This is a genomic window from Nocardia huaxiensis (assembly GCF_013744875.1).
Classification (GTDB): Bacteria; Actinomycetota; Actinomycetes; order Mycobacteriales; family Mycobacteriaceae; genus Nocardia; species Nocardia huaxiensis.
This window is the reverse complement of record NZ_CP059399.1, coordinates 8,143,555-8,170,261: the sequence shown is the minus strand read 5'-3', so window position 1 is coordinate 8,170,261 and position 26,707 is coordinate 8,143,555. Positions and strand designations below refer to the sequence as shown.

The following is a 26,707-nucleotide window of genomic DNA, read 5'->3' as shown; positions in this document are numbered from 1 at the left end:
CTCGGCTCCCAGGAACCTCCCAGCGTCGACGCAGGGATGGCCCAGAGTATTGCACGACCGTGGGGGACATGATCGACATCGCGACCGCCGATGTGGCGGCGAAACCAGCCGAGGCCGTGCTCGCCCCTGTTGTCGACGTGGTCGTGCCCGTCTACAACGAGGAACGCGATCTCGGCCCGTGCGTGCGGCGACTGCACGAATTCTTGCACGGGAACTTCCCGTTCTCCGCGCGAATCACCATCGCCGACAACGCATCCACCGATGACACCATGCTCGTCGCCGGGCAGCTGGCGGCCGAGCTCGACGGCGTGCGGGTCGTGCACCTGGACCGCAAGGGCCGCGGCCGCGCGCTGCGCACGGTGTGGCAGGACTCCGACGCCCAGGTGGTCGCGTACATGGACGTCGACCTTTCGACGGACCTGAACGCACTGCTGCCGTTGATCGCTCCGCTGGTCTCCGGGCACTCCGATCTGGCCATCGGCACCCGCCTGGCATCCTCCTCGCGAGTGGTGCGCGGCATGAAGCGCGAACTGATCTCGCGCGGCTACAACCTGATTCTGCGAACCTCGCTGCAGGCCAAGTTCTCCGACGCGCAATGCGGATTCAAGGCCATGCGCACCGAGGTGGCGCGAGTGCTGCTGCCGCTGGTGGAAGACGGCGAATGGTTCTTCGACACCGAACTGCTGGTGCTCGCCGAACGCACCGGGCTGCGCATTCACGAGGTGCCGGTGGACTGGATCGACGATCCGGACAGCCGCGTCGACATCCTCGACACCGCGCGCAAGGACCTGCGGGGAATCTGGCGGGTCGGCACGGCACTGGCCACCGGGCAACTGCCCATCAACGAACTGCGCGCCGCCATCGGCCGCGAACCACTGGTCGAGGGCGTGCCGCTGGGCATGGTCGGGCAGCTGGTGCGCTTCGCCATCGTCGGCATCGGGTGCACGCTCGCCTACCTGGCGCTCTATGTTGTGCTGCAACCGATCACGGGTCCGCAGGCGGCCAACTTCCTGGCGCTGCTGCTCACCGCGATCGGCAATACCGCGGCCAACCGCGCCTTCACCTTCGGCGTGCGCGGGTCCGCGCAGGCCGTCTCGCATCACTTCCAGGGTCTGCTGATCTTCGGGTTCGGGCTGCTGCTCACCAGCGGTTCGCTCTACACCCTGCACCACTGGTGGCCCGGCGCGGAGGTGCACTTGCAGCTCCTCGTGCTGGTGACCGCCAACCTCGTCACCACCCTCATGCGCTTCGTCGGCCTGCGCTGGGTGTTCCGCAATGCGCCGCGCGGCCGTGAACTGGCAGAAACCGGAGGTACTCGATGACAGCGACCCTGACCGAGCCCCGGCCCGTCTCGCCTGCTCCGCCCGAACCGGAAAACCGTTCCGGGCGCTGGGAATACGTGGCGCTGGCGGTGCTGCTGATCGGCACCGCGGCCGCCTGGTTCTGGAACCTGTCGGCCAACAATTGGGCCAACCCCTTCTATTCGGCCGCGGTGCAGGCCGGGTCGGTGTCGTGGAAAGCCTTCTTCTTCGGCTCCTCGGACGGCGCGAACTCCATCACCGTCGACAAGACGCCGCTGTCGCTGTGGCCGATGGCCTTGTCGGTCAGGGCATTCGGGTTGCACAGCTGGAGCATGCTCGCACCGCAGGTGTTGATGGGCGTGGGATCGGTTGCGCTGCTGTGGGCTACGGTGCGCCGCAATTTCGGGGCTGCGGCCGGGCTGCTGGCCGGACTCGTGCTGGCGGTGACTCCCGTTGCGACACTGATGTTCCGGTTCAACAATCCGGACGCCATGCTGGTGCTGTTCATGGTCGCCGCCGCGTGGGCCATGACCCGGGCACTCGCCGATGGACGCTGGCGGTGGCTGGTGCTCACCGGGCTGTTCATCGGATTGGGTTTCCTGGCAAAGCAATTGCAGGTGCTGCTGGTGGTGCCGGCGCTGGCGCTCACCTACCTGTTCGCCGGGCCGCCCGCGCTCGGCAAGCGTATTGCGCAGTTGTTCGCGGCCGGAGCCGCGGTGCTGGTCGGTGCGGGCTGGTGGGTGCTCATCGCGGTGCTGTGGCCGGTGGATGACCGGCCGTACTTCGGTGGCTCCCAGCACAACTCGATCATCGAGCTGACGCTCGGCTACAACGGCTTCGGGCGGCTCACCGGCAATGAGAAGGGCAGCGTCGGTCCGGAAATGGGCGGAGCCGCCGGTAGCGCGGATACCGCCGGTGCGGCGGGCACACCCGGTGGCGGCGGCGGAGTCAGCAATATTCTCTGGGGCAAGCCCGGCCCGACCCGGCTGTTCGAACCCGCACAGGGCGGTCAGATCGCCTGGCTGATTCCGGCGGCGGTGATCCTGCTACTCGGCGCGCTCGTGTTGCGCGGCAAGGCGGCTCGCACCGATCAGCAGCGGGCGACGCTGCTCCTGTGGGGCGGCTGGCTGGCTGTGACCGCGCTGGTCTTCAGCTTCATGAAGGGCATCTTCCACCAGTACTACACGGTGGCCCTGGCTCCGGCGATCGCCGTGCTGGTCGCGGCGGGCGGCACCCTGCTCTGGCGAGAACGCGAAAAGCTCTGGGTCCGGCTGACATTGGCACTCGCCCTGGGCGCGACCACCGTCATGGCTTGGATCCTGCTGTCCCGCAGCGAATCCTTCCTGCCCTGGCTGCGCTGGGTGATCCTGGTGGCGGGAATCACCGCCACCCTCGCAGTGCTGGTGCACACCTCCCGCAAATTCGGCCTCGCCACAGCCACTCTCGCAGTGCTGGCCGGCCTCGCCGCCCCCTTCGCCTACAGCGCGGACACGCTGACGAATGCCGCCGAGGGCCCGATCCCCTCCGCCGGTCCGAGCGTGCGCGGCATGGCCCCCGGCGGCGGCCCGAAGGGCGGACCGGACGGCAACCGAACGGAGAACGCTGGAAACGGTCAGGGCCAACCGGTTACGACGACGGCACCGACCACGACAGCGCCGACGACGCCGGCACCCGTCACCGGCCAGCCGAACGCCGGACAGGCCAACTGCCCGCCGCCGCCCAACGGCGCACCGCCCAACGGCGGCCCCGGTGGCCCGCCCCCGGGTGCCGGAGCACCCCCGAACGGCGGCCCGCCGCCCGGCGCACCGGCGAACTGCGTGCCCGGCGGAAACCCGAACGGCCAGACCGGAACCGGAGCGACAACCACAGCTCCGACCACGACCGCCCCCACCACGGCCCCGGCCGCACCAGCGACCGGCCCCACCGGCACGGGCGACGCAGGCAAGGACACCAACGGCACAACGGCCGGCGGCGTCATGATGGCCAGCCGTCCCAGCGACCGAGTGAACGGCATGCTCCTCGCCGACGGCGACAAGTACACCTGGGTCGCGGCCACCGTGAGCGCCAACAGCGCAGCCGGATTCCAGCTGGCCACCCAGCTCCCGGTCATGCCGATCGGCGGCTTCAACGGCACCGACCCATCCCCCACCCTCGCCCAATTCCAGAAGTACGTCCAGGAAGGCAAGATCCACTACTTCATCGGCGGACGCCAGGGCCTACAGCGCCCCGGCAGCACCGAAACCCTGGAGAGCACCCTGATCACCCAGTGGGTCAAGGAGCACTACACCGCCCACGAAGTCGACGGCATAACCCTCTACGACCTGACCCAGCCCAAGTCGTAATCCAACTGCACACCAGCATGTTTCACGGGGCCCGCTTCCAGCAGCGGGCCCCGCTGATCAGGTCTGTGCCCTGGAGGCTCGCCAACTCTCGATCAACCGCTCGGCCGCCTCAGCCGGGAGCTCAGCCAGTACGGATCGAATTTCGTCATGCCGCGTGTCGCACTGGTCGGTGCCGTCGGCGCGGAGCGGACGAAGATAAATTGGCTGTGCCGGTTCGCGGTCGACAGCAGAGACTGAAGTCGTGCGACTCGATTGCTGGATATGCGGAGCAGCCGGAACTGCGGCCGAACCTGGACTTGCGGTGCTGTGTCCTGCTTGCTCGAAGCAGTACATCTCGTCCCCGTGTGTGGAATGCGGTGTGCTGCAGACGTATCTGAGATCCCGGTTTTCCGAAGTGTGCAGTAAGTGCGTGGTGCGTGCTGAGTGGCCGCAGTTGCCTGCCGAAGCTCGTGCCGAGTTCGATCGATTGCTGCAGGAGGGACGTCGAATCGAAGCGGTCAAGGCGGTGCGTGACGCCGCGGAGCCAGAGGTCAGGCCGAGCATTCACTGGGCGATGGATGCGCTCGTCTATCGTGCGAAAGTCCTCGGCCTCGACGGTTTCTGACCGAGCTCGTTCAGATCTCACTCGTCTGCCGCTGAGTGCGTTGATGGAACGGGACAGATCGGCACGTCGGAAGATCCACCGGCCGTTGCCATCCGGGCTTGGCCGATCGCACTGTATTGCCGAATGTCGCGCTGTTCGGCGCGGCGAAGTTGTCCTCGCGCGGCTCGTCCACCCGGTCGGCGTCAGTCCGGCAGCCAATGCAGTTCGTGCGCCAAGGTTTTGGCGATGGCGCGGATGCGGTGGTGCAGTGGTGACTGCACGCGGGGGAGGACCAGGTGGATGGTCAAGGTGGGTGCGCCTCGCAGGGGTCGCCAGGTGAGGCCGGCCGCTTGTGTCGTGAGTGCGATTTCGCTGGCCGGGGCGAGGGTGAGTCCGTCGCGCAGGTCGCGCTGGGATGGGTCGAAGGAGATTGCGGGGGTGTGGAATCGGGGGGTCAGGCGGGGGCCGCGGAAGAGTGCGGAGAGCTGATCGTGGATCACGGGATTGGCTGTGCGGTCGGGCAGTCTCAGGGGATAGGCGGCGGCGTCGGCGATGTCGATTTCCGGGTGTTCGGCGAGCGGATGATGTTGAGCCAGTTGGACTCCGATGCGCTCGCGTCGCAGGAGGAAACGGCGTATGCCGCGACCTGGTTGTTCACCGCGGGTGATGCCCGCGTCGATGCGGCCGTCGGCGACGGCGGGGGAGATTTCCGGTGTCGTCATCGGGACGGCGCTGACCTCGAGTCCGGGGCTGCTGCGAATGAGCTTGTCCACCAGGGCCGGTGCCGTCTCGGCCCCGGTGCTGAGGCTGTATCCGATGCGCAGCGTGCCCAGTTCACCGGTTCCCGCACGCCGGGCGGTGTCCCATGCGCGGTCCAGCGCGGCCAGTGCGGGTGGCGCGGACTCTGCCAAAGCCATACCGGCCGTGGTCAATTCGACGCTTCGCGTATTGCGAATCAGCAGGGTTGTCCCGAGTTCCGCCTCCAGTCGGCGCATTCGGGCGCTGAGTGCGGGCTGTGCGATGCCGATACGGGCGGCCGCGCGGGTGAAGTTCAACTCCTGCGCCAGCACCAGGAAGTACCGCAGGCTCACCGTATCCGGTGCCACACGCCCCCCTCGATTGATAACGATCCGTTCTGAGTCTATCCCGTTCCGGTCTTTCCCTCGACCGCGCATCGAGCCCTAACCTGCGCATATAGCGATTCGATCGAGCGCGGCGCCGGATACCGCACTCACGCACCGGGAGGCAATCATGCACAAGCTGGTAGTTCTGTACCCCGAGCCCGCCGACCCCGATCACTTCCGCGACTACTACGTGTCCAAGCACCTCCCGCTGGTCAGGGATTGGCCCGGCCTGCTTGCGTGGCGCTACAGCTTCGATGTGGCGGCGACCAACGGGGAAGCGTCGTATTTCGCGATCTTCGAAGGCGATTTCGCCGATGCCGCCGCCATGGCCGCGGCGCGGGCCTCGCAGCACGGCAGGCGGCTGGCCGACGATGTCGCCAACTACGCCACCGGCGGTGTGGTCATCATCGACTATCCGGTGCGGGACGCAGAGGCGTAGTCGGCTGTGCGCCAGTATGATTCGGGCCTGCTTCCGGGTAGAAGCGGGCCCGATGATCAGCCTGGGGCTAGTTGACGACCGGAAGATAGACCTGATGGCCAGCAAGCCGAGCGACCGAGTGAACGCGATGCTCCTCGCCAACGGCGACAACTACACCTGGGTAGCCGCAACCCGTAAGCGCCAACAGCGCAGCCGGATTCCAGCTGGCCACCCAACTTCCGGTCATGCCGATTGGCGGCTTCAACGGCACCGACCCCTCACCAACTTTGGCCCAGTTCAGAAGTACGTGCAGGAAGGCAAGATCCACTACTTCATCGGCGGAGGCCAGGGCATGCAGCGCCCCGGCAGCACCGAAACCCTGGAGAGCACCCTGATCACCCAGTGGGTCAAGGAGCACTACACCGCCCAGAGAGTGGACGGCATAACCCTGTACGACCTGACCCAGCTGAAGTCGTAATCCGACTGCACGCCAGCATGTTTCACGGGGCCCGCATCCTCCTGGAAGCGGGCCCCGTGCCAGCTCTCAACCGAGGTAAGGCGTCGCCCGCCCTTCCAGGAAGTGAGTGAGCCTGAGCCGCTGGGTGTGATGCATGTCGAGATCGCCGAGTTCGACTGGGTCGACGAACCGAAGTTCGATGGATTCATCGGAGATGGCCAGATCCCCGCTGACGACCCGAGCCCGGAAGCACACGTTGAACTGCCGTCGAACCTCTCCATCGCTGTAGGCGATGACGTGACGGGGATCGTGTAAGTACCGACGAGCCCAGTGATTTCGACGTCGAGACCGGCCTCCTCCTTGACCTCCCGCACAGCACAGCCGGGCAGACTGTCGGTCATCTCCATGCCCCCACCCGGCAGCGCCCACAAGCCGCTGTCGGCGCGCCTTTGCAGCAGGATTCGCCCCTGACCGTCGCACACCACGGCCGAAGCCGCGACCACGAGGCCGTTCGGCTCGGGTGTTGCTGGGTCGTCGTAGAACTCCGTGCGCCGGCATCGTGCTCTTGCAACGCGATGCGGGCGTCGAGGGCGGGGAGCTGGTCTTGATAGGGCGTTGCCCCTATCGCTGATGGGGGTTCGCACTTCCTTGACAATCTGATGCTGCATGCAGGGTGAACGCACCAGAAATGCCGCTGGTCGTGCTACCCGGTTAGAGGGCCCACTCGTAGCCGGTGACCTCGGCGGGGACGAACTGATGGCCGTCCGGCGAGCACGTGGCGTGACCGAAGAGCGCGGTGATCTGTCGCGCGGTTGCAGGTTGCCGTGCGGTCATCGCGAGTTGATACAGGCGGGCGCCCAGGCCGGTCAGGTGGTGTGGGGCTGCCGGGATCAGCGGAGCGTGCCCTGAATTGCCGAGGCCGTAATCGACTGTGCAGGTGAATGTTCCGTCTCTGCCTAAGCACATGTGGATCGTGGTACCGCATGTCGGGCAATCGAGTTCGAGTTCCTCTTCGATCAGGCAATCCAGTTTCTGGGCCCACACTGTCTCATCCTCGAAGGCCAGCATGGATTGCAGTCGGCAGATGAAATCTGCTGGGGCAATATCGTCTTTGCCGGGGACCGTCGTCAGACTGTCGTGAACCACGTTCAGCAACAATGAGATTGCGGCGCCGTACTGGCGAACCTCCTCGACGCCGCCGGCATTGTTCAGGACTCCGCTCGCCAGCGTGATGGCTTCGGATCGGGTCTCTGGCGTTCCCGTCGCTGCCGCGTGCGCAAGTGCGGGGAGCGCGGCACATGCGTCCTCCTCGCTGTGGAGGTGATAGAGCTCGTTCCACAGCTCGCTCCATAGGAATCGGTCCGGCTGACCACCGGAAAGTTGCCTCAGCAGGGCGATGGCTTGGGGGCGAAGCGGGTTGGACACGACAGCAATTCAACCACCGGGAGCGAAGTCGTAGTCGACTGCGCGCCCGGTGTGATTCGGCCCCGCTTCCGGTTGGAAGCGGGGCCGAGGATTACCCGAAGCTAGTTCACGACCGGCAGGTAGACCTGGTTTCCGGTGGTGGCGAACTCGGCGGACTTCTCCGCCATGCCGGCCTCGATGGCCTGCACGTCGGTGAGGCCCTGCTTCTCGGCGTACTCGCGCACGTCAGCGGAGATGCGCATGGAGCAGAACTTCGGGCCGCACATGGAGCAGAAGTGGGCGGTCTTGGCGGGCTCCGCGGGGAGGGTTTCGTCGTGGTATTCCCGCGCGGTGTCGGGGTCCAGGGACAGGTTGAACTGGTCGACCCAGCGGAATTCGAAGCGCGCCTTGGAGAGTGCGTCGTCGCGCTCCTGGGCGCGGGGGTGCTGCTTGGCCAGATCGGCGGAGTGGGCGGCGATCTTGTAGGTGATGACGCCGACCTTCACGTCGTCGCGGTTGGGCAGGCCCAGGTGCTCCTTGGGCGTCACGTAGCAGAGCATGGCGGTGCCCGCCTGCGCGATGATGGCCGCGCCGATGGCCGAGGTGATGTGGTCGTAGGCGGGCGCGATATCGGTGGCCAGCGGGCCGAGGGTGTAGAAGGGGGCCTCCTCGCAGAGCTCCTCCTCCAGCTTCACGTTCTCGACGATCTTGTGCATGGGCACGTGGCCGGGGCCCTCGATCATCACCTGCACGCCATAGGATTTCGCGATCTTCGTGAGCTCGCCGAGGGTGGTCAGTTCGGCGAACTGCGCCTCGTCGTTGGCGTCCGCGATGGAACCCGGGCGCAGGCCGTCACCGAGGGAGAAGGTGATGTCGTACTTGGCCAGGATCTCGCAGAGTTCACGGAAGTTGGTGTACAGGAACGATTCCTGATGGTGCGCCAGACACCAGGCCGCCATGATCGAGCCGCCGCGCGAGACGATGCCGGTGACGCGCTTGGCGGTCAGCGGGATGTAGCGCAGCAGCACGCCCGCGTGCACGGTCATGTAGTCGACGCCCTGCTCGGCCTGCTCGATGACGGTGTCGCGGTAGATCTCCCAGGTGAGCTTGGTGGGATCGCCGTTGACCTTCTCGAGGGCCTGGTACATGGGCACGGTGCCGACCGGGACCGGCGAGTTCCGCAGGATCCACTCGCGGGTCTCGTGAATGTTCTTGCCGGTGGACAGGTCCATGATGGTGTCGGCGCCCCAGCGGGTGGCCCACACCATCTTCTCGACTTCTTCGGCGATGGAGGAGCTCACGGCCGAATTGCCGATATTGGCGTTGATCTTCACCGCGAACTTCTTGCCGATGATCATCGGCTCGGATTCGGGGTGCTTGTGGTTGGCGGGGATCACCGCGCGGCCGGCGGCGACCTCCTCGCGCACCAGCTCCGGCGACACGCCCTCGCGCGCCGCGATGTAGTGCATTTCCTTGGTGACGATGCCCGCCCGCGCCCACGCCAGCTGGGTGCGCGGGCCGTCGATCTCCGGCTTGGCCCACTCGTCGCGCAACTTGGGCAGCCCGCCCTCGAGGTCGATGGTGGCTTCGGAATCGGTGTACGGGCCCGACGTGTCGTACACGTCGAAGTGCTCGCCATTGGTCAGGTTGATGCGCCGCACCGGAATCCGCAGGGTCGTGCCGTCGGCCTCGACCTGCTCGTAGTGCTTGACGCTGCCCTGAATAGGACCAGTTGTCACGGTGTCTACCGGGGCGGAACCGCCATTGGACACGACACGACTTGATGACATTGTGAATCCTTCCCTACGCCGGCATTACCCGGTCAGGTTCATACGGTCGACAGCCCTAACCGCCCGCGATGGGCTAGCCGTCCTCTCAGCCCGCTGGTGCGAGCCCCCGTGGCATATGAATATTTCCGCCAGCGACCTTACCGGGTGTCCGGATTCCGCGATGGCGGTCCGGACACACCCGGCGAATAACCGCGCAAACCGGATGGAAGATTCAGAAGGTCTTTCCCGCGTAGGCGTCGCGCATGGCCTGCACATCGATCTTCTTCATGCCGTACATGGCGCGGCTGGCGCGCACCCGGCCCTCCGGGTCGGGACCGGTGAGCAGTTCGCCCGCCTCGAGGGGGAAGATCTGCCAGGGGACGCCGAATTTGTCGGTGAGCCAGCCGCATTCGATCTCCTGGCCGCCGTCGGCGAGCAGGGCCGCCCACAGGCGGTCGACCTCCTCCTGGTCGTCACAGTTCACCAGCAGGGACATGGCGTGCGTGTAGTGGTAGTCGCCGCCGCCGTTGATGGCGGTGAAATGCTGGCCGTTGAGCTCGAATTCGACCAGCATGGTCAGCCCGGCCTCGCGCGGTCCGGCCTCGGAGTAGGGGACCACTTCGGTGATCTTGGAATCCTCGAAGAGCGAGCAGTAGAACTGGGCGGCTTCCTCTGCCTGGGTGTCGAACCAGAGATTGGTGACGATCTTCTGCATGACGGGCTCCTGCCGGGTCGGTGTGGACATTCATGCAGACGATGCATCGCCACCGATCTCATCGGTGTGACAGCGGCGCGGCTACTTCTCCTGCGGGCCGATCGGCCAGCCGAGCGCGCCGAACACAGCATTCAACTGGATCTCGGCATTGGTCACGAGCGCGTCGACGCTGCCGAGCATGGTGACCACATTGTCGGTGCGGCAACCCACGGGCGCGGGACCATTGTCGTTGATACGCCCCTTGATCCAATTGAAGGCATCGGCCATGCCGAGGGTGGTCAGCGTCAGATGCTCGCTGAGGTGATCCCGCTTGTAGTAGACCGACGCGCCGCCGTCACACCACTGCTGCACCAGGCGGTCGTTGATGTACCACGGCACGGCTTCGTCGAAGACGCCCTGGTAGACCATCATCGGCGCGGTGGGGGCGGTGCTGCCCATGATCGTCGAGTCGAAGACCTCCGAGATCTCCGGAATCGCCAGGTAGTCGGCGATCGGAATGGTCAGCATGCGTTGATAGTCGGTGAACATCAGGCCGAACACATTGCGCACCAGGCACTGGCTCTCGGTGCGCTCCATGATCGCGCGACCCTCCGGGGTCAGGTAGCGGTCGGTGGTTTCGGCGAACTTCGGGTAGGCATTGCGCAGCGACGCCATGCCTACGCCGATCAGGCTGGCGAACATCGAACCGTTCACGTGCAGCAGCGATTCCACGTCCGTGACCGGCGCGCCCATGGCCATGCCCTTGATGTTCAGTTCCGGCGCGTAGGCCGGCTGCACCTCCGCGGCCCAGCCGGTGCCCATGCCGCCGCCGGAGTAACCCCACAGCGCCACGGGCGTATTCGCGCCGTCCAGGCCGAGCGGCTCGAAACTCTCGGCCGCGCGGATGCTGTCCAGAATCATGTAGCCGGGTTCCTTGGCGACCGCCAGATGCCCGTCCATGCCTTCGTAGTCGGGCACATTGATCGCGTAGCCCTGGCTGATCGAGGCCGCGAGTTCCAGGTATTCGACCGTGGAATGGATGCCTTCGAGAGCCGGGAGCCCGCCACCCTGTTGCAGCACGTACGAGGGCGCGCAGTGCGGCGCGGTGCTGTCGTAGAAGAACTGGTGCGACACCAGCGGCCTGCTGTGAGAAGTGTTGGCGCCCTGCGGAATCGCGACCGTGGTGGCCGCGACCGTCGGCTGCCCGAATAAATCGGTGGTGCGGTACAGCAACTGCCACGAGCGGACATGCACCGGCAGGACCGTCAGCACTGCCAGCTGCACTTCCCGCGAGCGCAGAATCGCGCCCGGTGCGGCCGCTTCGAAACCTTCGGGCGCTTGATAGAACGCATCCACGTTCAGCGGTTGCGGTGCAGCGGAAACCGGTGCCGCGGTGGTCCCCACCAGCACGGCGGCGCCTGCCGCTACGGCCGTCGCGAGGGCTGCGGCGGTGAACCGCCGCCATCCCCGTCGTCGGCGATCCCCATTGATTGCCACGTCTGTTCCCTTCCTCATCGACGTGACAGCGATTACAACACGGCATACGATTGCCAACAAGATGCCTTTTTCAAACTCGCCGGGGCGTTCCGGGGCCCACGCCCCCGAACCCGCTGGACAGGGTCGGCGGCGGCGTCCGCCGCCGGTTAAGGTCTTGGCATGACCCGCAGCAAACCAGCCGCGGCGCCAGATCGGACACCCGCACGGCGTCGCATCCGCGGCCTCGATGCGGACGAGCGCAGCGCACAGCGCCGCCGTCAGCTGCTCGCCGCCGCCACCGAACTTTTTGCCCGGCAAAGCTATTCGGGAACGTCGATCGAGCAGATCTGCCAGCAGGCGTACGTCGGCACCAAAGGCTTCTACGACCACTTCGAGAGCAAAGAGGCGTGCTACACCGCGCTGCTCACCCAGATCACCGAGGGGATCCAGCAACGCGTGGCCGAGGTCGCCGCGGCGACCGCCGGACAGGAGTGGCTGGAGCGCATGCACGCGCTGATCGCCGCGTTCGTGCACGCCATCGCCGACGACGCGCGGCTGGCCAAGGTGACCTTCGGGGAGGCGGGCGGCATCTCACCCGCCGTGGAGGCACAGCGCCGCAGTAACCGCCGATGGGCCGCCGCCTTCCTGAATCAGCAGTGGCCGCAACCGGATCCGAGCGGTGACAAGCGGAAGGGGCTGGCGCTCAGCCTCGCCACCATCGGCGGCATGTTCGAACTTGTCGCCGACTGGCTCTACCGTTACGACGAACCCGGGACACAGGAGGCGGTGGACACCCTCATCGAGGACCTGAACCACTTCGTCACCGTGGTGGTCGCGGGGCGTGTGAGCACCTTCGCCTGATCGGACCGGTATGACGGAACTGCGATTCGAGACCCGGGAATCGGATTCGCCGTGGATCGATTCCGTGTGGACCTGCCGCAGCGACCGGGTCACCGATATGACCTCGGTGGCCGTCGAGACGTGGGGTCTGGTGTTCTGGGAGCAGCGGGGCACGGCGTACGCGAGCATCACCGGGCCCGAAAGCCGTTGCGGCACCGCGCCGGTGCCCGAGGGCGCGGACTTCACCGGCATCCAGTTCGCGGTCGGCACCTCGCTGCGGGTGGTGGCCCCGCCCACCCTGGTGGACAGCGGGATCGCCCTGCCCGACGTCACCGATCGAAGCTTCTGGCTGGCCGGAACGCACTGGGAGACACCGCATTCCGACGATGCCGAGGCGCTCGTCGAACGGCTGGTGCGGGACGGGGTCCTGGTGCTGGATCCGCTGGTCGCCGACGTGGTGCGCGGGCACGATCCGGCGGCCTCCGAACGCACCCTGGAACGCCGCTTCAAGGCGGCGACCGGTCTCACGCAGGGAGCGGTGCGCCAGATTTCCCGCGCCCGCGAGGCGGCGCTACTGCTGAGCGCGGGTGAGCAATCCGGTGATGTGGTGGAGAAACTGGGGTACTACGACGAACCTCATCTGGCCCGCGCGCTGCGTCAGTACGTCGGGCGCACCGCCGGTGAGCTCCGCGAACGCGGCGGCGGTGCGATCGCCCTGGATCTGGGTCAGCGCAGGACTTCGTAGATCGCCTTCGTGACGCCGTTGGAGTAGCTCGCCGACTCCCGCAGGCGCAGCTGCTGCTTGTCGCGGTCCGCGCGGCTGAACAGGGTCTTGCCCGCGCCCAGCAGGACCGGGAAGATCAGCAGGTTGTAGCGGTCGATCAGGTCGGCGTCCGCCAGATTGCGGGCCATTTCGGCGCTGCCGTGAATGAAGATGGCGCCGCCCTCGGTCTGCTTCAGTGCGGCGATGTCCTCGAGCGAGCGCAGGATGGTGGTCTCGCCCCAGCCCTCGACCAGCTCTTCCTCCTTCAGGCTGCTCGACAGGACGTACTTGGGCAGATCCTTGTAGGCGGCGTGATCGTCGGAGTCCTTCCAGAACGGGGCGAACGCCTCGTAGCTGCGGCGGCCGAACAGCAGAGCCGTGTGGTCGGCGAGCTCCTCGCCCTTGAGCGAGTACGCCTCGGGGACGAACTCGGTGTCCATCACCCAGCCGCCGCTGCGGTGGCCCTCCTCCTTGCCGCCGGGCGAATCGACGACGCCGTCGAGCGACATGAATCCCGTGTACACCAGTTCGCGTGCCATGTGTTTTCTCCTTCTGAAGAGCTGTTGGCATCAGCGTATGGCGGCGGGAGTGCAGCCGTCTTGTACAGAACCGACAACTTATTTGGCGAGCAGAACCGGCTCCGGATCGGCTTCCGGGCGCGGGTTCTCGGCGGGTTCCTCTTCCAGGCCGATCCGCTTGTGCAGGGCGGCAAGGGGTTTCGGAGCCCACCAGTTGGCGGTGCTCATCAGGCGCATGAGGGCGGGGGCGAGCAGGCCGCGGATGACGGTGGCATCGGAGACCACCGCCAGCGCCAGGCCGATGCCGAACAGCTTCATGGCCGTCACCTGCGAGGTGGCCACCGCCAGCAGCACCACCGCCATGAGGCCGGCGGCGGCGGTGAAGATGCGGCCGGTGCGCGCGACACCCAGGGCGACGGACCGGGTATTGGCCTCCGCGCTGCGATCCGAGGCCAGCCACTCCTCGCGAATGCGGGAGAGCAGGAAGACCTCGTAGTCCATGGACATGCCGAAGGCCAGGCAGAACATGAGGATCGGCATGAACAGGTCGATGCTGCCGGTCGGGGTGAAGTTCAGCAGGCCGTCGAGGTGGCCCTCCTGGAAGATCCAGATCATGGCGCCGAAGGTGGCCGTCAGCGACAGGACATTGAGGATGAGCGCCTTGATCGGGAGGATCACGCTGCCGGTGAACAGGAACAGCAGGATCAGGGTGATGACGGCGATCAGGGCCGCCGCCAAGTGAAGTCGCGAGGTGACGGACTCGTTGGTGTCCTGATTCAGGGCCGCCGCGCCACCGAAGAGCGCCTCGCCGGGGGCGGGGACGGCGCGCAGGGCGGCGAGCTGCTCCTTGCCCGCGTCGGTGAAGGGCGCTTCCTTGGTGCCGACCGACAGGTATGCCCCATCCGGTCCGGCCATCTGCGACACACCCACGGCCACCTTGCGCACGCCGTCCGCAGTATTGGCGTACACGCCGTCGCTCGACAGCACCGCGGGCACACCCGGCACCTTCGCCAACTGTGCCGCGTACGTGCCGATCTCACTCTGCGCGCCGTGGAAACCGGGCAGCACGATCACGGCGCTCGACCCCATATTGGCGTCGAAATCCTCGCGCAGCGCGTCACCCACCTGACGGCTGGAGGCGAACGTGCCGATCATCCGATCGTCCGGGGTGCCGAAATGCGCCGACAGGAACGGAGTTCCGAGCAGCAGCAGAATCACGATGGTGACCAGCGAGACCGGCAGCGGGCGCCGCATGACCCAGGTGACCAGGCGATACCAGCCGCTGTCTTCCGGCCGCACCGCCGTCGGCTCGCCGCGGCCCAGCATGCGGCGCAAGGGTTTGCGCAGGTCCCAGGCATTCACCTTGTCGCCCAGCAGCACCAGCGCGGCGGGCAGCAGCAGAATCGATGCACCCACGGCCGCGCCGACGACCGCCACGCCCGCGTACGCGAAGGACTTGAAGAACGGCTGCGGGAACACCGCCAGCGCGGCCAGCGCCAGCGCCACGGTCAGGCCGGAGAACACCACGGTGCGGCCGGCGGTCTGCACCGACCGCAGGATGGCCGCGCGGGGATCCAGGCCGTTGCCGAGCTCCTCGCGATAGCGGCTGACGATGAAGAGGCTGTAGTCGATCGCGAGGGCCAGACCCAGCGCGCTCGTCATGTTCAGGGCGAAGATCGACACGTCCATGAACAGCGTCATGAGCCGCAGAATGCCCAGGGTGGCGGCAATCGCGAACAGCCCCACCATGAGTGGCAGCGCGGCCGCGATCACGCTGCCGAAGACCAGCACCAGCAGGATGCCGGAGATCGGCACCGCGATGGCCTCGGCCAGGATCAGGTCCTTCTCGACCTGATGGTTGATATCGGCGAAGGTGCCCGCCATGCCGCCGACGCGCACCTGCACGCCGTCGCGGTCGCCATTGAGCTCCTCGCTGAGCACCACGGCGCGGTTCTGGACCTCGTTGTCGTTGCCGAGCACGGTGGCCATGATCAGGCCGCGCTGGGAATCCTTGCTGCGCAGCGCGGTGGCGAGGTCCGGGCGGGCGGTGACGCTGGTCCAGTAGGACTGCACGCCGGTCACGTTCGCGTCGCTGCCGAGCAGGTCCTCGACCCGCTCGGCCTCGGCCCGCGCCTGGGGGGAGTTCACCCCGGCGTCGGAGCTGATCATGACGATGAAGTTGGGATTGCCGCCGGGGAAGTGATCCTCGATGAAATCGTTGGCCTGCACCGACTCCAGCTCCGGGGTCAGGTAGCCGCCGCCGACCATGTGCGACTTGGCCGTCGCGCCGAAGCCGCCGAAGATGATCATCAGCAACAGCGCGGCCACCAGCACGGCGCGCGGGCGCGCCATGGCGAACCGGGCAAGTCTCGGCAACATTGGCGACCACCCTCCGAAGTTCTACGACTTTCGGAACGGTATCGGTTCGAAACTTCCGGGTGGATCGACCGTGACGATGGTCATGGCCATGCCCAGCGGCTATTGCCGGGTTATTCGACCGCGCACCTCGCCCAGGGTGAGGCGGCCGCCGCCCACGGCCGGGGCGGATGCGGTGATGGCGATTTCGTCGCCGTCCTCCAGGAAGGTGCGCTTGTCGCCGTTCAGGTCCACCGGGTCGGTTCCGGCCCAGGTCAGTTCCATGAGCGAACCGCGTTCGTGGCGTTCGGGGCCGGAGATGGTGCCGGAGGCGAACAGGTCGCCGGTGCGGGTGGACGCGCCGTTGACGGTCATGTGCGCGAGCATCTGCGCGGGGGACCAGTACATGCGGCGGAACGGGGGAGTGGAGACGATCTGACCGTTCCATTCCACGCCGAGATCGATGTCGAGACTCCAGGGGGCGCTGTCCTGAAGATAGGGCAGGGGCGCGGGATCCTGCGCGGGCAGTGGAATGCGGGCCGCGGCCAGGGCGTCCAAGGGCGTCACCCAGGCGGAGAGGGTGGTCGCGAAAGATTTGCCGAGGAAGGGGCCGAGCGGTTGCGCCTCCCAGCCCTGGATGTCGCGGGCGGACCAGTCGTTGACCAGGGCCACGCCGAAGATGTGCTCGGCGAAATCGCCGGTGCGCAACGGCGTGCCGAGGGGTGAGCCGGAGCCGACCAGGAAGCCGAGTTCGGCCTCGATGTCCAGGCGGCGGGTCGGGCCGAATTCCGGTGCGCCGGAGGCGGTTCGGAGCTGACCGTGCGGGCGGGTGATTGCCGTGCCGGACACCACCACGGTGCCCGCACGGCCGTGATAGCCCACCGGGAGGTGTTTCCAGTTCGGCAGCAGCGGTTCACCGTCCGGGCGCAGCATGCGGCCCATGGCGGTGGCGTGGTCGAGGCTGGCATAGAAATCGACGTAGTCGCCGATCTCCACGGGCAGGTCGAGCTGGACGGCGCGCACCGAATGCACTGCCGCCGCTGGCAATTCGGTCTCGGCGGCGGCGTGCACCAGTTCGCGCACCTCCCGCCAGCACTGCGGGCCCTGCGTCATGAAGGCGTTCAGGCTGGGTTGCGCGAACATCGGATCATCGAGGGCCACGGCCAGATCGATGATGCTGTCGCCCAGCCGCGCGCCGACCCGCGGCTCGCCGCCGCGCGGGCGGAACACACAGTAGGGCAGATGGGTCGGGCCGAATCCGGAATCCTCGGGGACTTCGATACGCACACGACTGCTCATATCCATCCTTCGGAAGGCCCACGACCCGACCAGGTCCACGCGTACTTGTCGTCCTCGCAGGCCAGTGCGCCCTCACCCAGTTGGAGCGGGTGAAAGGTGTCGACCATGACCGCGAGTTCATCGAAGTATTCGATGCCGATACTGCGTTCGTATGCCCCGGGTTGGGGACCGTGCGCGTATCCGCCCGGATGCACCGACACCGAACCCTGGGCGATGCCGGAACCCTTGCGCGCCTCGTAGTTTCCGCCGCAGTAGAACATGATCTCGTCGGAGTCCACATTGGAGTGGTAATAGGGCACCGGGATCGACAGCGGGTGGTAGTCCACCTTGCGCGGGACGAAATTGCAGACGACGAAGTTGTTGCCCTCGAACGCCTGATGCGCGGGCGGCGGCTGGTGCACGCGGCCGGTGATGGGTTCGAAGTCGGCGATATCGAAGGTGAACGGGTACAGGCAGCCGTCCCAGCCGACCACATCGAAGGGGTGCGTGGCGTAAACCATGCTGGTGCCGACGATTTCACCGGCCGGGCGATGCTTCACCAGCACCTCGACATCGGTGCCCTCGGCCTGGAACGGTTCGGTGGGGCCGTGCAGGTCGCGTTCGCAGTAGGGGGAGTGTTCGAGCAGCTGGCCGTACTTCGACAGGTAGCGCTTCGGCGGCGTGATGTGCCCGGAGCCCTCGATGATGTAGGCGCGCAACGGTTCCGGGCTATCGGGCAGCCAGCGGTGGGTGGTGGCGCGCGGCAGCAGCACCTGATGACCTTGATGTACAGACAGCACACCGAAGACGGTCTCCACCCGCCCGGAACCTGACTCGATGTACACCAGTTCATCGCCGATGGCATTGCGGTACAACGGCGATGGGGTTCCAGCAACCACGTAGGAAATTCGTACGTCGGAGTTTCCGAGCAGCAGGCGGCGGCCGGTCACCATGTCGGTGTCCTGGTACCGCTCGCCCGGGAACAGCTCGTGCAGCTTCAAATGCCGGTGTCGCAGTGGATGATTCGGGTAGGTCCGCTGCTCGGGCAGGACCCACACCGTCGAATCCACAATGGCTGGTGGCAATCCGCGGTGATAGAGCAGTGAGGAATCGCCGGAGAAGCCCTCTTCTCCCATCAGCTCTTCGTAATAGAGCTTTCCCTGCTGGTCACGGTGCTGGGTATGCCGCTTCGGCGGCACCGCCCCCACCTGTCGATAGAACGTCATCGCCGGCCTCCCGCTGACTGATGGGCCCGGTTCCCATCGTAGCCACCGGATAACCGCCGAGGTGGGTATTACGCGTAGCGCAGGGCGCGATACACGGCCGCGCCGACGAATTCGCCGAGATCGTCCGGTGTCCAGTCGCCCTCGCCGGAGAGCAGGGTGCGGGCCGCGCCCTCACCGGCGGACACCCACAGCTCCACCAGGACGGGTAGTTTGCGTTCGGCGTCGGCGGTGCTCCACGCCTTCAGGGTGGGGCGCAGGCGGCGGGTGCACAGTTCCACGGCCAGTACCCGGCCGCGCCCGAACGAATCCGCCACGGCGGGATCGGGATTGCCGTAGAGCAGGCGCCAGGTGTCGGGCCGCTCGGCGACGGTGTGCAGCAGGGCGCGGAAGCCCTCGATGAAGACGGCCTCGTCGGCTTCCACGCGGCGGCGCGGCAGGGTTTCGAAGACGCCCTTGATCATGTGCTCTTCTTCGCGCCGGATGAGCGCGTCGATGAGTTCCACCCGATCGGCGAAGCAGGCGTAGACAACCGGCCGGGTCACCTTCATGCGGTCGGCCACGGCGGCGATGGTGATGGCCGCGATGCCGTTCTCGACGGCGATCTGGAGCGCGGTGTCGAGCACCTGCGGGCGGCGGCGTTCGGGACCGAGATGTCGCGCGCGCTGCCGGGGTCGTACAGCCGAATCGGTGCCCATGCGCACCGACGATAGCAGCGCTCGCGCCCGGCTACGCGGTTGGTCGCGGGGGACGGCCCGGTATGTGAATTTCCTGCTCCGGGCAGGTTCCAAGATCATTTCCTACAGTCACGAATGAAAATGCTACAGTCACGAACGAAATGCCCGGTGGAGCCACATCGAACGCCCCCGGCCGGAGGAGACGCGAGCGAGATGACCAGCACCCTGTTCAACCCGAAGACCTGTGAATTCAGCGAGTTCGACGCCGAGACCGCGCGACTGCTGCGCGCCACCGTCACCTGGTTCGAGACGCACGGCAAGAAGCGCCTGCTCGAGGAGAGCCGCGATCGGGTCTGGTACGCGGAATTCCTCGACTTCATCAAGAGCGAGCGGGTGTTCGCCACCTTCCTGACCCCGGCCGCCGAGGCCAACGGCGACCCGCACAAGCGCTGGGACACCGCGCGCATCGCCATGATGAGCAAGATCCTCGGCTTCTACGGCATGCAGTACTGGTACGTCTGGCAGGTCACCATCCTCGGCCTCGGGCCGATCTGGCAGAGCCACAACAAGGCCGCCAAGCAGCGCGCCGCCGCAGCCCTGGACTCCGGCGAGATCTTCGCCTTCGGGCTGTCCGAGCAGGCGCACGGCGCGGACATCTACTCCACCGACATGATCCTCGAGCCCAAGGCGCGCGGCGGATTCAGCGCCACCGGCGGCAAGTACTACATCGGCAACGGCAATCAGGCCGCCATGGTCTCGGTCTTCGGCCGCCGCGCCGACAAGCCGATCATCGACTCCGCCGACTTCCAGCGGAAGATGACCGAGGAGGAGTACTCCGGCTACCTGTTCTTCGCCGCCGACTCGCGGCACAAGAACTACAAGCTGCGCAAGAACGTCGTCGACTCCCAGATGTACGTCGCCGCATTCGATCTCGACAAGTACCCGGTCGCCGAGGACGACATCCTGCACACCGGGCGGGCCGCCTTCGACGCCGCCATGAACACCGTGAACGTCGGCAAGTTCAACCTCGGCTTCGGCGCGGTCGGCGCGTGCGAACACGCCATGTACGAGGCCGTCACGCACGCCGAGAACCGAGTGCTGTTCGGGCACAAGGTGACCGAGTTCCCGCAGGTGCGCACGATTCTCGCGGACAGCTACGCGCGATTGATCGGCATGAAGCTCTACAGCGAGCGCGCCATCGACTACATGCGCTCGGCGGGCCCGAACGACCGGCGCTACCTGCTGGTCAGCGCCATCGAGAAGATGTCGGTCACCCGGCAGGGGCAGAAGATCTACGAGGATCTGGCCGATGTGATCGCCGCGCGCGGCTTCGAGAACGACATGTACTTCCCGATGGCCATGGTCGGCATGTTCGGGCTGCCGCGCCTCGAGGGCACCGTGCACGTGAACATGGCGCTGTCGCTGAAGTTCATGCCCAACTACATGTTCCATCCCTCCGATGCCGGTTTGGCGGCGCTGCGCTACGTGCCCGGCGGCGCGCCCGCGGGTGCGGTCAAGGCCGCCTCGGAGGCGCTGAGCTGGACCAGTCGCCGGCTCGCGCCGCGCGCCGGTGCGGTCGTGCCCAAGCTGCGTGGCGAATTGGCAAGCGCCACTTACGCTCCCGTGCCCACCCGGCGCGATGCCGCCGATGACGAGTTCCTGTTCCGGCAGGGGCCGACCAGCGGGCTGGGGCGCATTCGCTTCGCGGACTGGCGGCCGGTGTTCGAGCGGCACCGCCACATTCCGAACGTGGCGGTGTTCCTGGAGCAGGCGCTCGGGCTCAAGACGCTGCTGGCCGCCGCCACGCCGACCAAGGCGCAGCAGCAGGACGTGGACTTCCTGTTCGCGCTCGGCGAGCTGTTCACACTGCTGCCGTACGCGCAGCTGATTCTGGAGCAGGCGGAAAAGGACGGCACCGAAATCCCGGTCCTGGACCAGCTTTTCGACGTCTTCGTGCGCGAATTCTCCAAGCACGCGGTCGGCTTGAACGCCAAGCCCACCGCCACCAAGGCGCAGCAGGCGCTGGCACTGCAGCTGGTGCGCCGCCCGGTCGCCGACGCGCAGCGCTTCGAGCGGGTGCTCACCCAGGCCTGCGGTCTCGCGGGCGTTTACGAGATGAACCCCTGAGCTGAGCTGTGGCCCCCTCGTCATTCCGGCGCGCTTTTGGCCGGAATCCACACAGGCAGTACAGGCGCGCCATCGTGTGGATCCCGGCCAAAAGCATGCCGGGATGACGGGGGAGGCGCTGCGTGCCAGCGGAAACGCTAAATGCTACATTCGTGAATGAAAGGGCCTCCGCCACGGCCCGCGCCATCACTGCAAAGGAGCAGACGATGACGGCAGCACCCTCGCGTCCGCAATTCGACGCGCCTGCCCGCACCATCCGCCAGGTCGACTACGGCTTCTTCGGGCCGGACTCACCCACCTGGAAGGTCTGGACCGCGCCCACCGCGCTCATCGGATTCCAGCGTTCGGTCGTGCTCGAGCACTTCGACCCGGACCTCACCGCGGCCGTCGCCGATGTCGGCGGCATCTACAGCGACCCGACCGGGCGGCTCGACCACACCTTCGCCTACTTCCTCATTGCCGCCGTGGCCGACAGCCGCATGGCCATCGAGGCGTCCGAGCACCTCATGACGGTGCACGCCAAGGCCACCGGCATCGAGCCGATCAGCGGAAAGCGGTACAGCGCAAACAATCCCGACTCGCAGCTGTGGATCCACGTGACCGGCTGGCATTCGGTGCTCAAGTGCTACGAGATGTACGGTCCGGGTCCGCTCACGCCCGCCGAGGAGAAGCGGTACTGGCAGGAGTGCGTGATCGCCGCCGAACTGCAGACCTGCAAACCGGCCGACGTGCCCACCTCGCGGGCCGAGGTGCGCGAGTACTTCGCCGCGATGCGGCCCAAGCTGTGCGTCTCCGAGCGGGCGCGGGAGGGCATGCACTACCTGCTCTACACGCCGTCGGAGAAGGGCGTGAAACTGTGGTCCGGCAGCCGCCTGGTGGCCCCGGCCGCCATTGCCACGCTGCCCGAATGGATGCGCGTCACGGGCGGATTCGATCAGCCCGGCTTCCTCGACGCCGCCTATCCGCCCGCGGTGCGCGCGGCCATGGCGGTGCTGAAGAACGACGGTCGCAAGCAGAAGGTGGCCAAGAACTTCATCGGCCCGATGACCGGTCGTCTGCTGAAGGAACACATGGCCGCCGGAATCCCGGACAATCCGGTCACCGTCACGCCCGCCGAGGCCAAGCGGCGCTACGGCCGGGCGGCGCGAACCGACAGCGGCAGCAACTCCGCGACGGCCTGATGTGGAACCGGGCGGACCCGAATCCCGGTTAGCTTTACACCCGACAGTTATGTGGTCAGGCGACCGATTGTGGCTTTGCCGCCCCTGACCGGGCGGCCTCGTCCCTACGCTGGCGTAACCGGACAACCGTACGGCAAACTCCACTCTGATCATCGACTTCGGCTGAGGAGGCCCTTCCGTGTCCCATTACAAGGCGAACCTGCGAGACATCGAGTTCAACTTGTTCGAGGTACTGGGAATCGGGGAACTGCTGGACAAGGGCGCCTACGGCGACCTGGACGGCGACACCGCTCGCGAAATGCTCAACGAGGCCAAGCGCCTCGCCGAAGGGCCGGTCGCAGAATCCTTCGTGGAGGCCGACCGGCACCCGGTCGAATTCATCCCGGACCAGCACACCATCACCGTCCCGGAATCGCTGAAGAAGACCGTCGCCGCGGTCAACGACGCCGGCTACTCCGGCCTCGGCATGTCCGAGGACATGGGCGGCGTCCCCGCGCCCAACGCGCTCATCTGGGCCATCCAGGAAATGATCGTGGCCGCCAACAACTCGGCCAGCTTCTTCAACATGGGCCCGCTCATGCACAAGGTCATCTTCGACGAGGGCAACGAGCAGCAGAAGCGCTGGGCCGCCTACGCGTGGGAAAACCGCTGGGGCGGAACGATGGTGCTCACCGAGCCCGACGCCGGCTCCGACGTCGGCATGGGCCGCACCAAGGCCATCCAGCAGGCCGACGGCACCTGGCACATCGAAGGCGTCAAGCGCTTCATCTCCGGCGGCGACGTCGGCGACACCGCCGACAACATCTTCCACCTGGTGCTGGCCCGCCCCGAAGGCGCCGGCCCCGGCACCAAGGGCCTGTCGCTGTTCATCGTGCCGCGCTTCCACTTCGACCCCGAGACCATGGCGATCGGCGAGAAGAACGGCGCGCTGGTCACCGGCGTCGAGCACAAGATGGGCATCAAGTCCTCGCCCACCTGTGAGATCACCTTCGGTGGCGACATTCCGGCCGTCGGCTACCTCGTCGGCGACGTGCACAACGGCATCGCGCAGATGTTCAAGGTCATCGAGAACGCGCGAATGATGGTGGGCACCAAGGCCACCGGCGCGCTGTCCACCGGCTACCTGAACGCGCTCGAGTACGCCAAGCAGCGCGTGCAGGGTGCGGATCTGACCCAGATGACCGACAAGGCCGCGCCGCGCGTGACCATCACCCACCACCCGGACGTGCGTCGCTCGCTGGCCACCCAGAAGGCGTACGCCGAGGGCCTGCGCGCGCTGTACATGTACTGCGCCTCGTACCAGAACGCCGATGTGGCGGAAGCCAACTGGGGCGTCGACCACACCCTCGCGGAGAAGGTCAACGACCTGCTGCTGCCCATCGTGAAGGGCTGCGGCTCCGACCGGGCGTACGAGAGCCTCACCGAATCGCTGCAGACCCTGGGCGGTTCGGGCTACCTGCAGGACTACCCGATCGAGCAGTACATCCGCGACTGCAAGATCGACTCGCTGTACGAGGGCACCACCGCCATCCAGGCGCAGGACTTCTTCTTCCGCAAGATCATTCGAGACAAGGGCGTGGCGCTGGCGCACGTCGCCGGGCTCATCCAGAAGTTCGTCGACGGCGGGCCGGACCAGTTCAAGGTCGAGCGCGGACTGCTCGGTGCGGCCCTGGCCGACGTGCAGGGCATGGCGGCGGCGCTCACCGGCTACCTGATGGCCTCGCAGCAGAACGTCGAGGAGCTCTACAAGGTCGGCCTCGGCTCGGTCCGGTTCCTGTACGCCACCGGCGATCTCGTCATCGCCTGGCGACTGCTGGAGCAGGCCGCCATCGCCCAGGCGGCCCTGGACGCCGGTGCCGCCGACAAGGACAAGAACTTCTACACCGGCAAGGTCGGCATCGCCTCCTGGTTCGCCAAGAACAAGCTGCCGCTGCTCGCCGGCGTCCGCAATGTCGTCGAGAACCTCGACAACGACATCATGAAGCTGGACGAAGCCGCGTTCTGATTCGATACCGGCGTGTCCGTAGGGGCACGCCGGTATGACACGCCCGGCGAGGCCGCGACCTGCGGTGTTGTACAGGTCACACCGGGTACAACTACCGCATGGTTTTCCCGGTGACATTCGGCTGGATCCAGGTGGTGCTGATAGCGCTCGGCGTTATCGCGCTGGCGCTGCTGGTCACGGCTGTACTCAAGGCGCGCAAAGTGGGATGGCGGGTCATCGCCGGGCGTGGCATGGCCGCTGTCTCGCTGGTTCTGGTGGCGGTGGTGATCCTCTGGATCACCACGCTGCTACAGGCTTTCCTCGGTTTGACCGGGGAGGTGAAGGCGGCGCACATCGTCGCCACTCCCATTGCGGGACAAGAACATATGCTCGACGTCGAACTCACGCTCTTCGGCGACAAGAGCCACGACGAACAGAAGCTCAACTACAAGGTCGAAGGCGACCTGTGGGTGCTGCAGGCCAATATCGTGGAGCTGGAACCCTGGGTCAACGCCCTCGGGTTCAACTCCGGATACAAGATCACCCGGCTCTACGGGCAGCGGCTGGACGGCATCGCCACCAAGCAGAATCACATCTTCCTCAATGGCGGCGACGGCGACTTCTTCGACGATATGAAGTCGGAGTCCTGGTACACCAAGCCGTTCGTGCGCTCCGCCTACGGCAACGCGGTCATCGCCACGGCGGGCAACTATGACGTCTTCATATCCCGGGACGCCATAAAAACCCGTCCCGCTTAGCTTTTCAGCTGTGCGCGCAAGCCGCTGTCCATGAAGCGGAGCATCCACTCGAAACTGACCTCGGGATCTCCGGTCCACTGGAAACCGTCGCTCGCCTGCAAGGTGGCGAACCCGTGGATCATGGTGCGCAGCGTGCGCAGGGCATGATCCATCTCGTCGTCCGGGATGCCGTAGCCGCGCAGCACCACCACCATCGAATCCACCATGCGCGCACTGGTTTCCCGCATCGGATCGTCCGCGTCGGCCGGGGCGGCCCCGATGGTGGCGGCGTAGCGGCCGGGGTGGCCGAGCACGTAGGCGCGGAAGGAGCGGGCGAAGGCTTCCAGTGCCGCCCGGCCCGAAAGTCCGTGCATGGCATCGCGAGTCGCGCGGTCCAGCTCGGTGAGCGCCAGCGTCGCGATACCGTGCTGCAGGTCGGCCAGGCTCGCCACATGCTTGTACAGCGAGGGGGTCTTCACGCCCAGCCGCTGCGCCAGCGGGGCCATGGCGAGCTTGTCGTAACCGGCCTCGTCGGCCAGCTCCGCGCCCGCCCGGATCACCTCCGCCTTGCTGAGCCCCGCCCTAGGCAACCGCGTGCTCCTTCAGGAAAGCCAGCGTCAATTCGGCCACCCGGTCCGGGTTTTCGGCGTGTGGGTAGTGGCCCGCGCCCTCGACGAGAGCCACGCTGCCGATGCCCGCGGGCATGAGCGCGACGGCGGCCTCGGCCTCGGCCAACGGGTCGGCGAAGTCGGGATCCAGGGCGCCCATGATGATCAGGGCCGGGCGGTGCAGATTGGGCAGCTGCGCTTCGGCGTCGGCCGGAGTCGACTTGCCGGTCTTCATGAATTCCGCGAAACGGCCGGGCTCCTGGAGCTTTTCCGAGAGTGCGGCCATGTACTCCGGGTAGTCGGCGGGCTTGATCGGATAGGCGACATCCAGGTACTTCATCCAGATGCCGAGGCTCTTGAAGATCATCGTGCCCAGCAGTCGCGTCATGCCCTTGCTGTAGCGCTTGTTCGTGAAGAACGCGCCCATGGCGAGCTTCTGCGTCTTGGTGAAGGGGCCGAGTTCGATGACGCCCGTGACCAGGTCGGGGGACTGCGCGGCGGCGATGGTGGCCGCGCCGCCGGACAGCGAGTGGCCGATGATGACGGCCGGGCCGCCGAGGTGGCGGATGAGGGCCAGCAGATCGCCCGCCACATCGGTGCGCGAAATCGCTTGGCTGCCATCGTGCGAGGTCCAGTTCATGCTGGATTCGCCGTGGCCGCGCATATCGGCGGAGGCGACGCGATAGCCCGCCGCCACCAGCTGCGGGGCGAGGAAACGGAAGACCTGGCGGTGGTCGCCGATGCCGTGCGAGAGCACCACCAGCGGGCCGGTTCCGGCCACCTCGTAGGCGATCTGTCCACCGTCGAGGGCGAGGTACTCGGTCATGTCGAACTCCTGAAGCTTTGCG

At 66.6% G+C, this 26,707-nt stretch carries 23 protein-coding genes, 1 pseudogene and 1 riboswitch; of the genes and pseudogenes, 11 read left to right on the top strand and 13 right to left on the bottom strand.

The genetic code is table 11. The annotated features are described in order from the left end of the window. The first annotated feature begins 68 nt into the window (after nt 1–68). The 3 genes from H0264_RS37425 to H0264_RS37415 all read left to right on the top strand — a co-directional run bounded on the left by H0264_RS37425 (nt 69) and on the right by H0264_RS37415 (nt 4,247). A complete protein-coding gene (locus H0264_RS37425; RefSeq protein WP_181581911.1) occupies nt 69–1,322 on the top strand; it encodes a bifunctional glycosyltransferase family 2/GtrA family protein in 1,254 nt (417 codons plus the stop codon). Further along, nucleotides 1,319–3,643 carry a glycosyltransferase family 39 protein gene (locus H0264_RS37420; RefSeq protein ID WP_181581910.1) on the top strand — a complete coding sequence of 775 codons (2,325 nt, stop codon included), beginning with the start codon at nt 1,319–1,321 and terminating at the stop codon, nt 3,641–3,643. Before H0264_RS37425 ends, H0264_RS37420 begins: the two co-directional genes overlap by 4 nt. A 409-nt stretch (nt 3,644–4,052) precedes the next feature. Further along, nucleotides 4,053–4,247, top strand: coding sequence for a hypothetical protein (locus H0264_RS37415; protein WP_181581909.1), 195 nt, complete (start codon nt 4,053–4,055; stop codon nt 4,245–4,247). A gap of 182 nt (nt 4,248–4,429) precedes the next feature. Here H0264_RS37415 and H0264_RS37410 read toward each other — a convergent pair whose 3' ends face one another. Next, the gene (locus tag H0264_RS37410; RefSeq protein WP_181581908.1) at nt 4,430–5,332 is read right to left on the bottom strand and encodes a LysR family transcriptional regulator; all 903 of its coding nucleotides are present in this window, start codon (nt 5,330–5,332) and stop codon (nt 4,430–4,432) included. A 145-nt stretch (nt 5,333–5,477) separates the two neighbouring features. Here H0264_RS37410 and H0264_RS37405 point away from each other — a divergent pair, with 145 nt between their 5' ends. Together H0264_RS37405 and H0264_RS37400 are read left to right on the top strand one after the other, a co-directional pair. Continuing rightward, a complete protein-coding gene (locus tag H0264_RS37405; protein WP_181581907.1) occupies nt 5,478–5,789 on the top strand; it encodes an EthD family reductase in 312 nt (103 codons plus the stop codon). Between the two features lie 52 nt (nt 5,790–5,841). Next, nucleotides 5,842–6,246: a mannosyltransferase YkcB-related protein gene (locus H0264_RS37400; RefSeq protein ID WP_181581906.1), complete on the top strand. Its 405-nt coding sequence runs from the start codon at nt 5,842–5,844 to the stop codon at nt 6,244–6,246. Between the two features lie 66 nt (nt 6,247–6,312). Here H0264_RS37400 and H0264_RS37395 read toward each other — a convergent pair. From H0264_RS37395 to H0264_RS37375, 5 genes and pseudogenes are all read right to left on the bottom strand, one after another. Beyond that, nucleotides 6,313–6,728, bottom strand: a pseudogene (locus tag H0264_RS37395) (NUDIX domain-containing protein). 208 nt (nt 6,729–6,936) lie between these two features. After that, on the bottom strand, nt 6,937–7,650 hold the full coding sequence (locus H0264_RS37390) for a hypothetical protein (protein ID WP_181581905.1): 714 nt from the start codon (nt 7,648–7,650) through the stop codon (nt 6,937–6,939). A gap of 101 nt (nt 7,651–7,751) precedes the next feature. Continuing rightward, nucleotides 7,752–9,419: a phosphomethylpyrimidine synthase ThiC gene (thiC, locus tag H0264_RS37385; RefSeq protein WP_231083620.1), complete on the bottom strand. Its 1,668-nt coding sequence runs from the start codon at nt 9,417–9,419 to the stop codon at nt 7,752–7,754. After that, nucleotides 9,413–9,539: riboswitch (TPP riboswitch) on the bottom strand. (Overlaps the previous gene by 7 nt.) Before the next feature lie 91 nt (nt 9,540–9,630). After that, the gene (locus H0264_RS37380) at nt 9,631–10,143 is read right to left on the bottom strand and encodes a VOC family protein (RefSeq protein WP_420832019.1); all 513 of its coding nucleotides are present in this window, start codon (nt 10,141–10,143) and stop codon (nt 9,631–9,633) included. A 51-nt stretch (nt 10,144–10,194) separates the two neighbouring features. Further along, the gene (locus H0264_RS37375) at nt 10,195–11,589 is read right to left on the bottom strand and encodes a lipase family protein (RefSeq protein WP_181581904.1); all 1,395 of its coding nucleotides are present in this window, start codon (nt 11,587–11,589) and stop codon (nt 10,195–10,197) included. A 159-nt stretch (nt 11,590–11,748) separates the two neighbouring features. Here H0264_RS37375 and H0264_RS37370 point away from each other — a divergent pair, with 159 nt between their 5' ends. Both H0264_RS37370 and H0264_RS37365 read left to right on the top strand, forming a co-directional pair. After that, a complete protein-coding gene (locus tag H0264_RS37370) occupies nt 11,749–12,429 on the top strand; it encodes a TetR/AcrR family transcriptional regulator (protein ID WP_181581903.1) in 681 nt (226 codons plus the stop codon). A gap of 10 nt (nt 12,430–12,439) precedes the next feature. Further along, on the top strand, nt 12,440–13,153 hold the full coding sequence (locus tag H0264_RS37365) for a helix-turn-helix domain-containing protein (protein ID WP_181581902.1): 714 nt from the start codon (nt 12,440–12,442) through the stop codon (nt 13,151–13,153). Here the strand turns inward: H0264_RS37365 and H0264_RS37360 are convergent. From H0264_RS37360 to H0264_RS37340, 5 genes are all read right to left on the bottom strand, one after another. Then, on the bottom strand, nt 13,135–13,710 hold the full coding sequence (locus H0264_RS37360; protein WP_181581901.1) for a dihydrofolate reductase family protein: 576 nt from the start codon (nt 13,708–13,710) through the stop codon (nt 13,135–13,137). The genes H0264_RS37365 and H0264_RS37360 overlap by 19 nt on opposite strands. A 78-nt stretch (nt 13,711–13,788) precedes the next feature. Next, entirely contained in the window at nt 13,789–16,068 is a 2,280-nt protein-coding gene (locus H0264_RS37355; RefSeq protein WP_181581900.1) for an MMPL family transporter, read from the bottom strand. A gap of 99 nt (nt 16,069–16,167) precedes the next feature. After that, the gene (gene fahA / locus H0264_RS37350; RefSeq protein WP_181581899.1) at nt 16,168–17,343 is read right to left on the bottom strand and encodes a fumarylacetoacetase; all 1,176 of its coding nucleotides are present in this window, start codon (nt 17,341–17,343) and stop codon (nt 16,168–16,170) included. Continuing rightward, nucleotides 17,340–18,548 (bottom strand): homogentisate 1,2-dioxygenase, encoded by a 1,209-nt coding sequence (locus H0264_RS37345; RefSeq protein ID WP_181581898.1) that lies wholly within the window; start codon nt 18,546–18,548, stop codon nt 17,340–17,342. The genes fahA and H0264_RS37345 overlap by 4 nt, the downstream gene beginning before the upstream one ends. 68 nt (nt 18,549–18,616) lie before the next feature. Further along, nucleotides 18,617–19,243 carry a TetR/AcrR family transcriptional regulator gene (locus H0264_RS37340; RefSeq protein WP_181581897.1) on the bottom strand — a complete coding sequence of 209 codons (627 nt, stop codon included), beginning with the start codon at nt 19,241–19,243 and terminating at the stop codon, nt 18,617–18,619. A 192-nt stretch (nt 19,244–19,435) separates the two neighbouring features. Between H0264_RS37340 and H0264_RS37335 the strand changes: the two genes are divergently transcribed. The 4 genes from H0264_RS37335 to H0264_RS37320 all read left to right on the top strand — a co-directional run bounded on the left by H0264_RS37335 (nt 19,436) and on the right by H0264_RS37320 (nt 25,272). After that, complete coding sequence (locus H0264_RS37335) at nt 19,436–21,349, top strand: acyl-CoA dehydrogenase family protein (RefSeq protein ID WP_181581896.1); 1,914 nt, start codon at nt 19,436–19,438, stop codon at nt 21,347–21,349. A 206-nt stretch (nt 21,350–21,555) separates the two neighbouring features. Then, nucleotides 21,556–22,530, top strand: coding sequence for an oxygenase MpaB family protein (locus H0264_RS37330; RefSeq protein WP_181581895.1), 975 nt, complete (start codon nt 21,556–21,558; stop codon nt 22,528–22,530). A 178-nt stretch (nt 22,531–22,708) separates the two neighbouring features. Next, on the top strand, nt 22,709–24,535 hold the full coding sequence (locus tag H0264_RS37325) for an acyl-CoA dehydrogenase (RefSeq protein WP_181581894.1): 1,827 nt from the start codon (nt 22,709–22,711) through the stop codon (nt 24,533–24,535). Between the two features lie 98 nt (nt 24,536–24,633). After that, a complete protein-coding gene (locus tag H0264_RS37320) occupies nt 24,634–25,272 on the top strand; it encodes a hypothetical protein (RefSeq protein ID WP_181581893.1) in 639 nt (212 codons plus the stop codon). Here H0264_RS37320 and H0264_RS37315 read toward each other — a convergent pair. Next, nucleotides 25,269–25,841, bottom strand: a complete 573-nt coding sequence (locus H0264_RS37315) for a TetR/AcrR family transcriptional regulator (RefSeq protein WP_220139918.1) — start codon at nt 25,839–25,841, stop codon at nt 25,269–25,271. The genes H0264_RS37320 and H0264_RS37315 overlap by 4 nt on opposite strands. After that, entirely contained in the window at nt 25,834–26,685 is an 852-nt protein-coding gene (locus tag H0264_RS37310; protein ID WP_181581892.1) for an alpha/beta fold hydrolase, read from the bottom strand. Before H0264_RS37310 ends, H0264_RS37315 begins: the two co-directional genes overlap by 8 nt. Nucleotides 26,686–26,707: the final 22 nt, after the last annotated feature.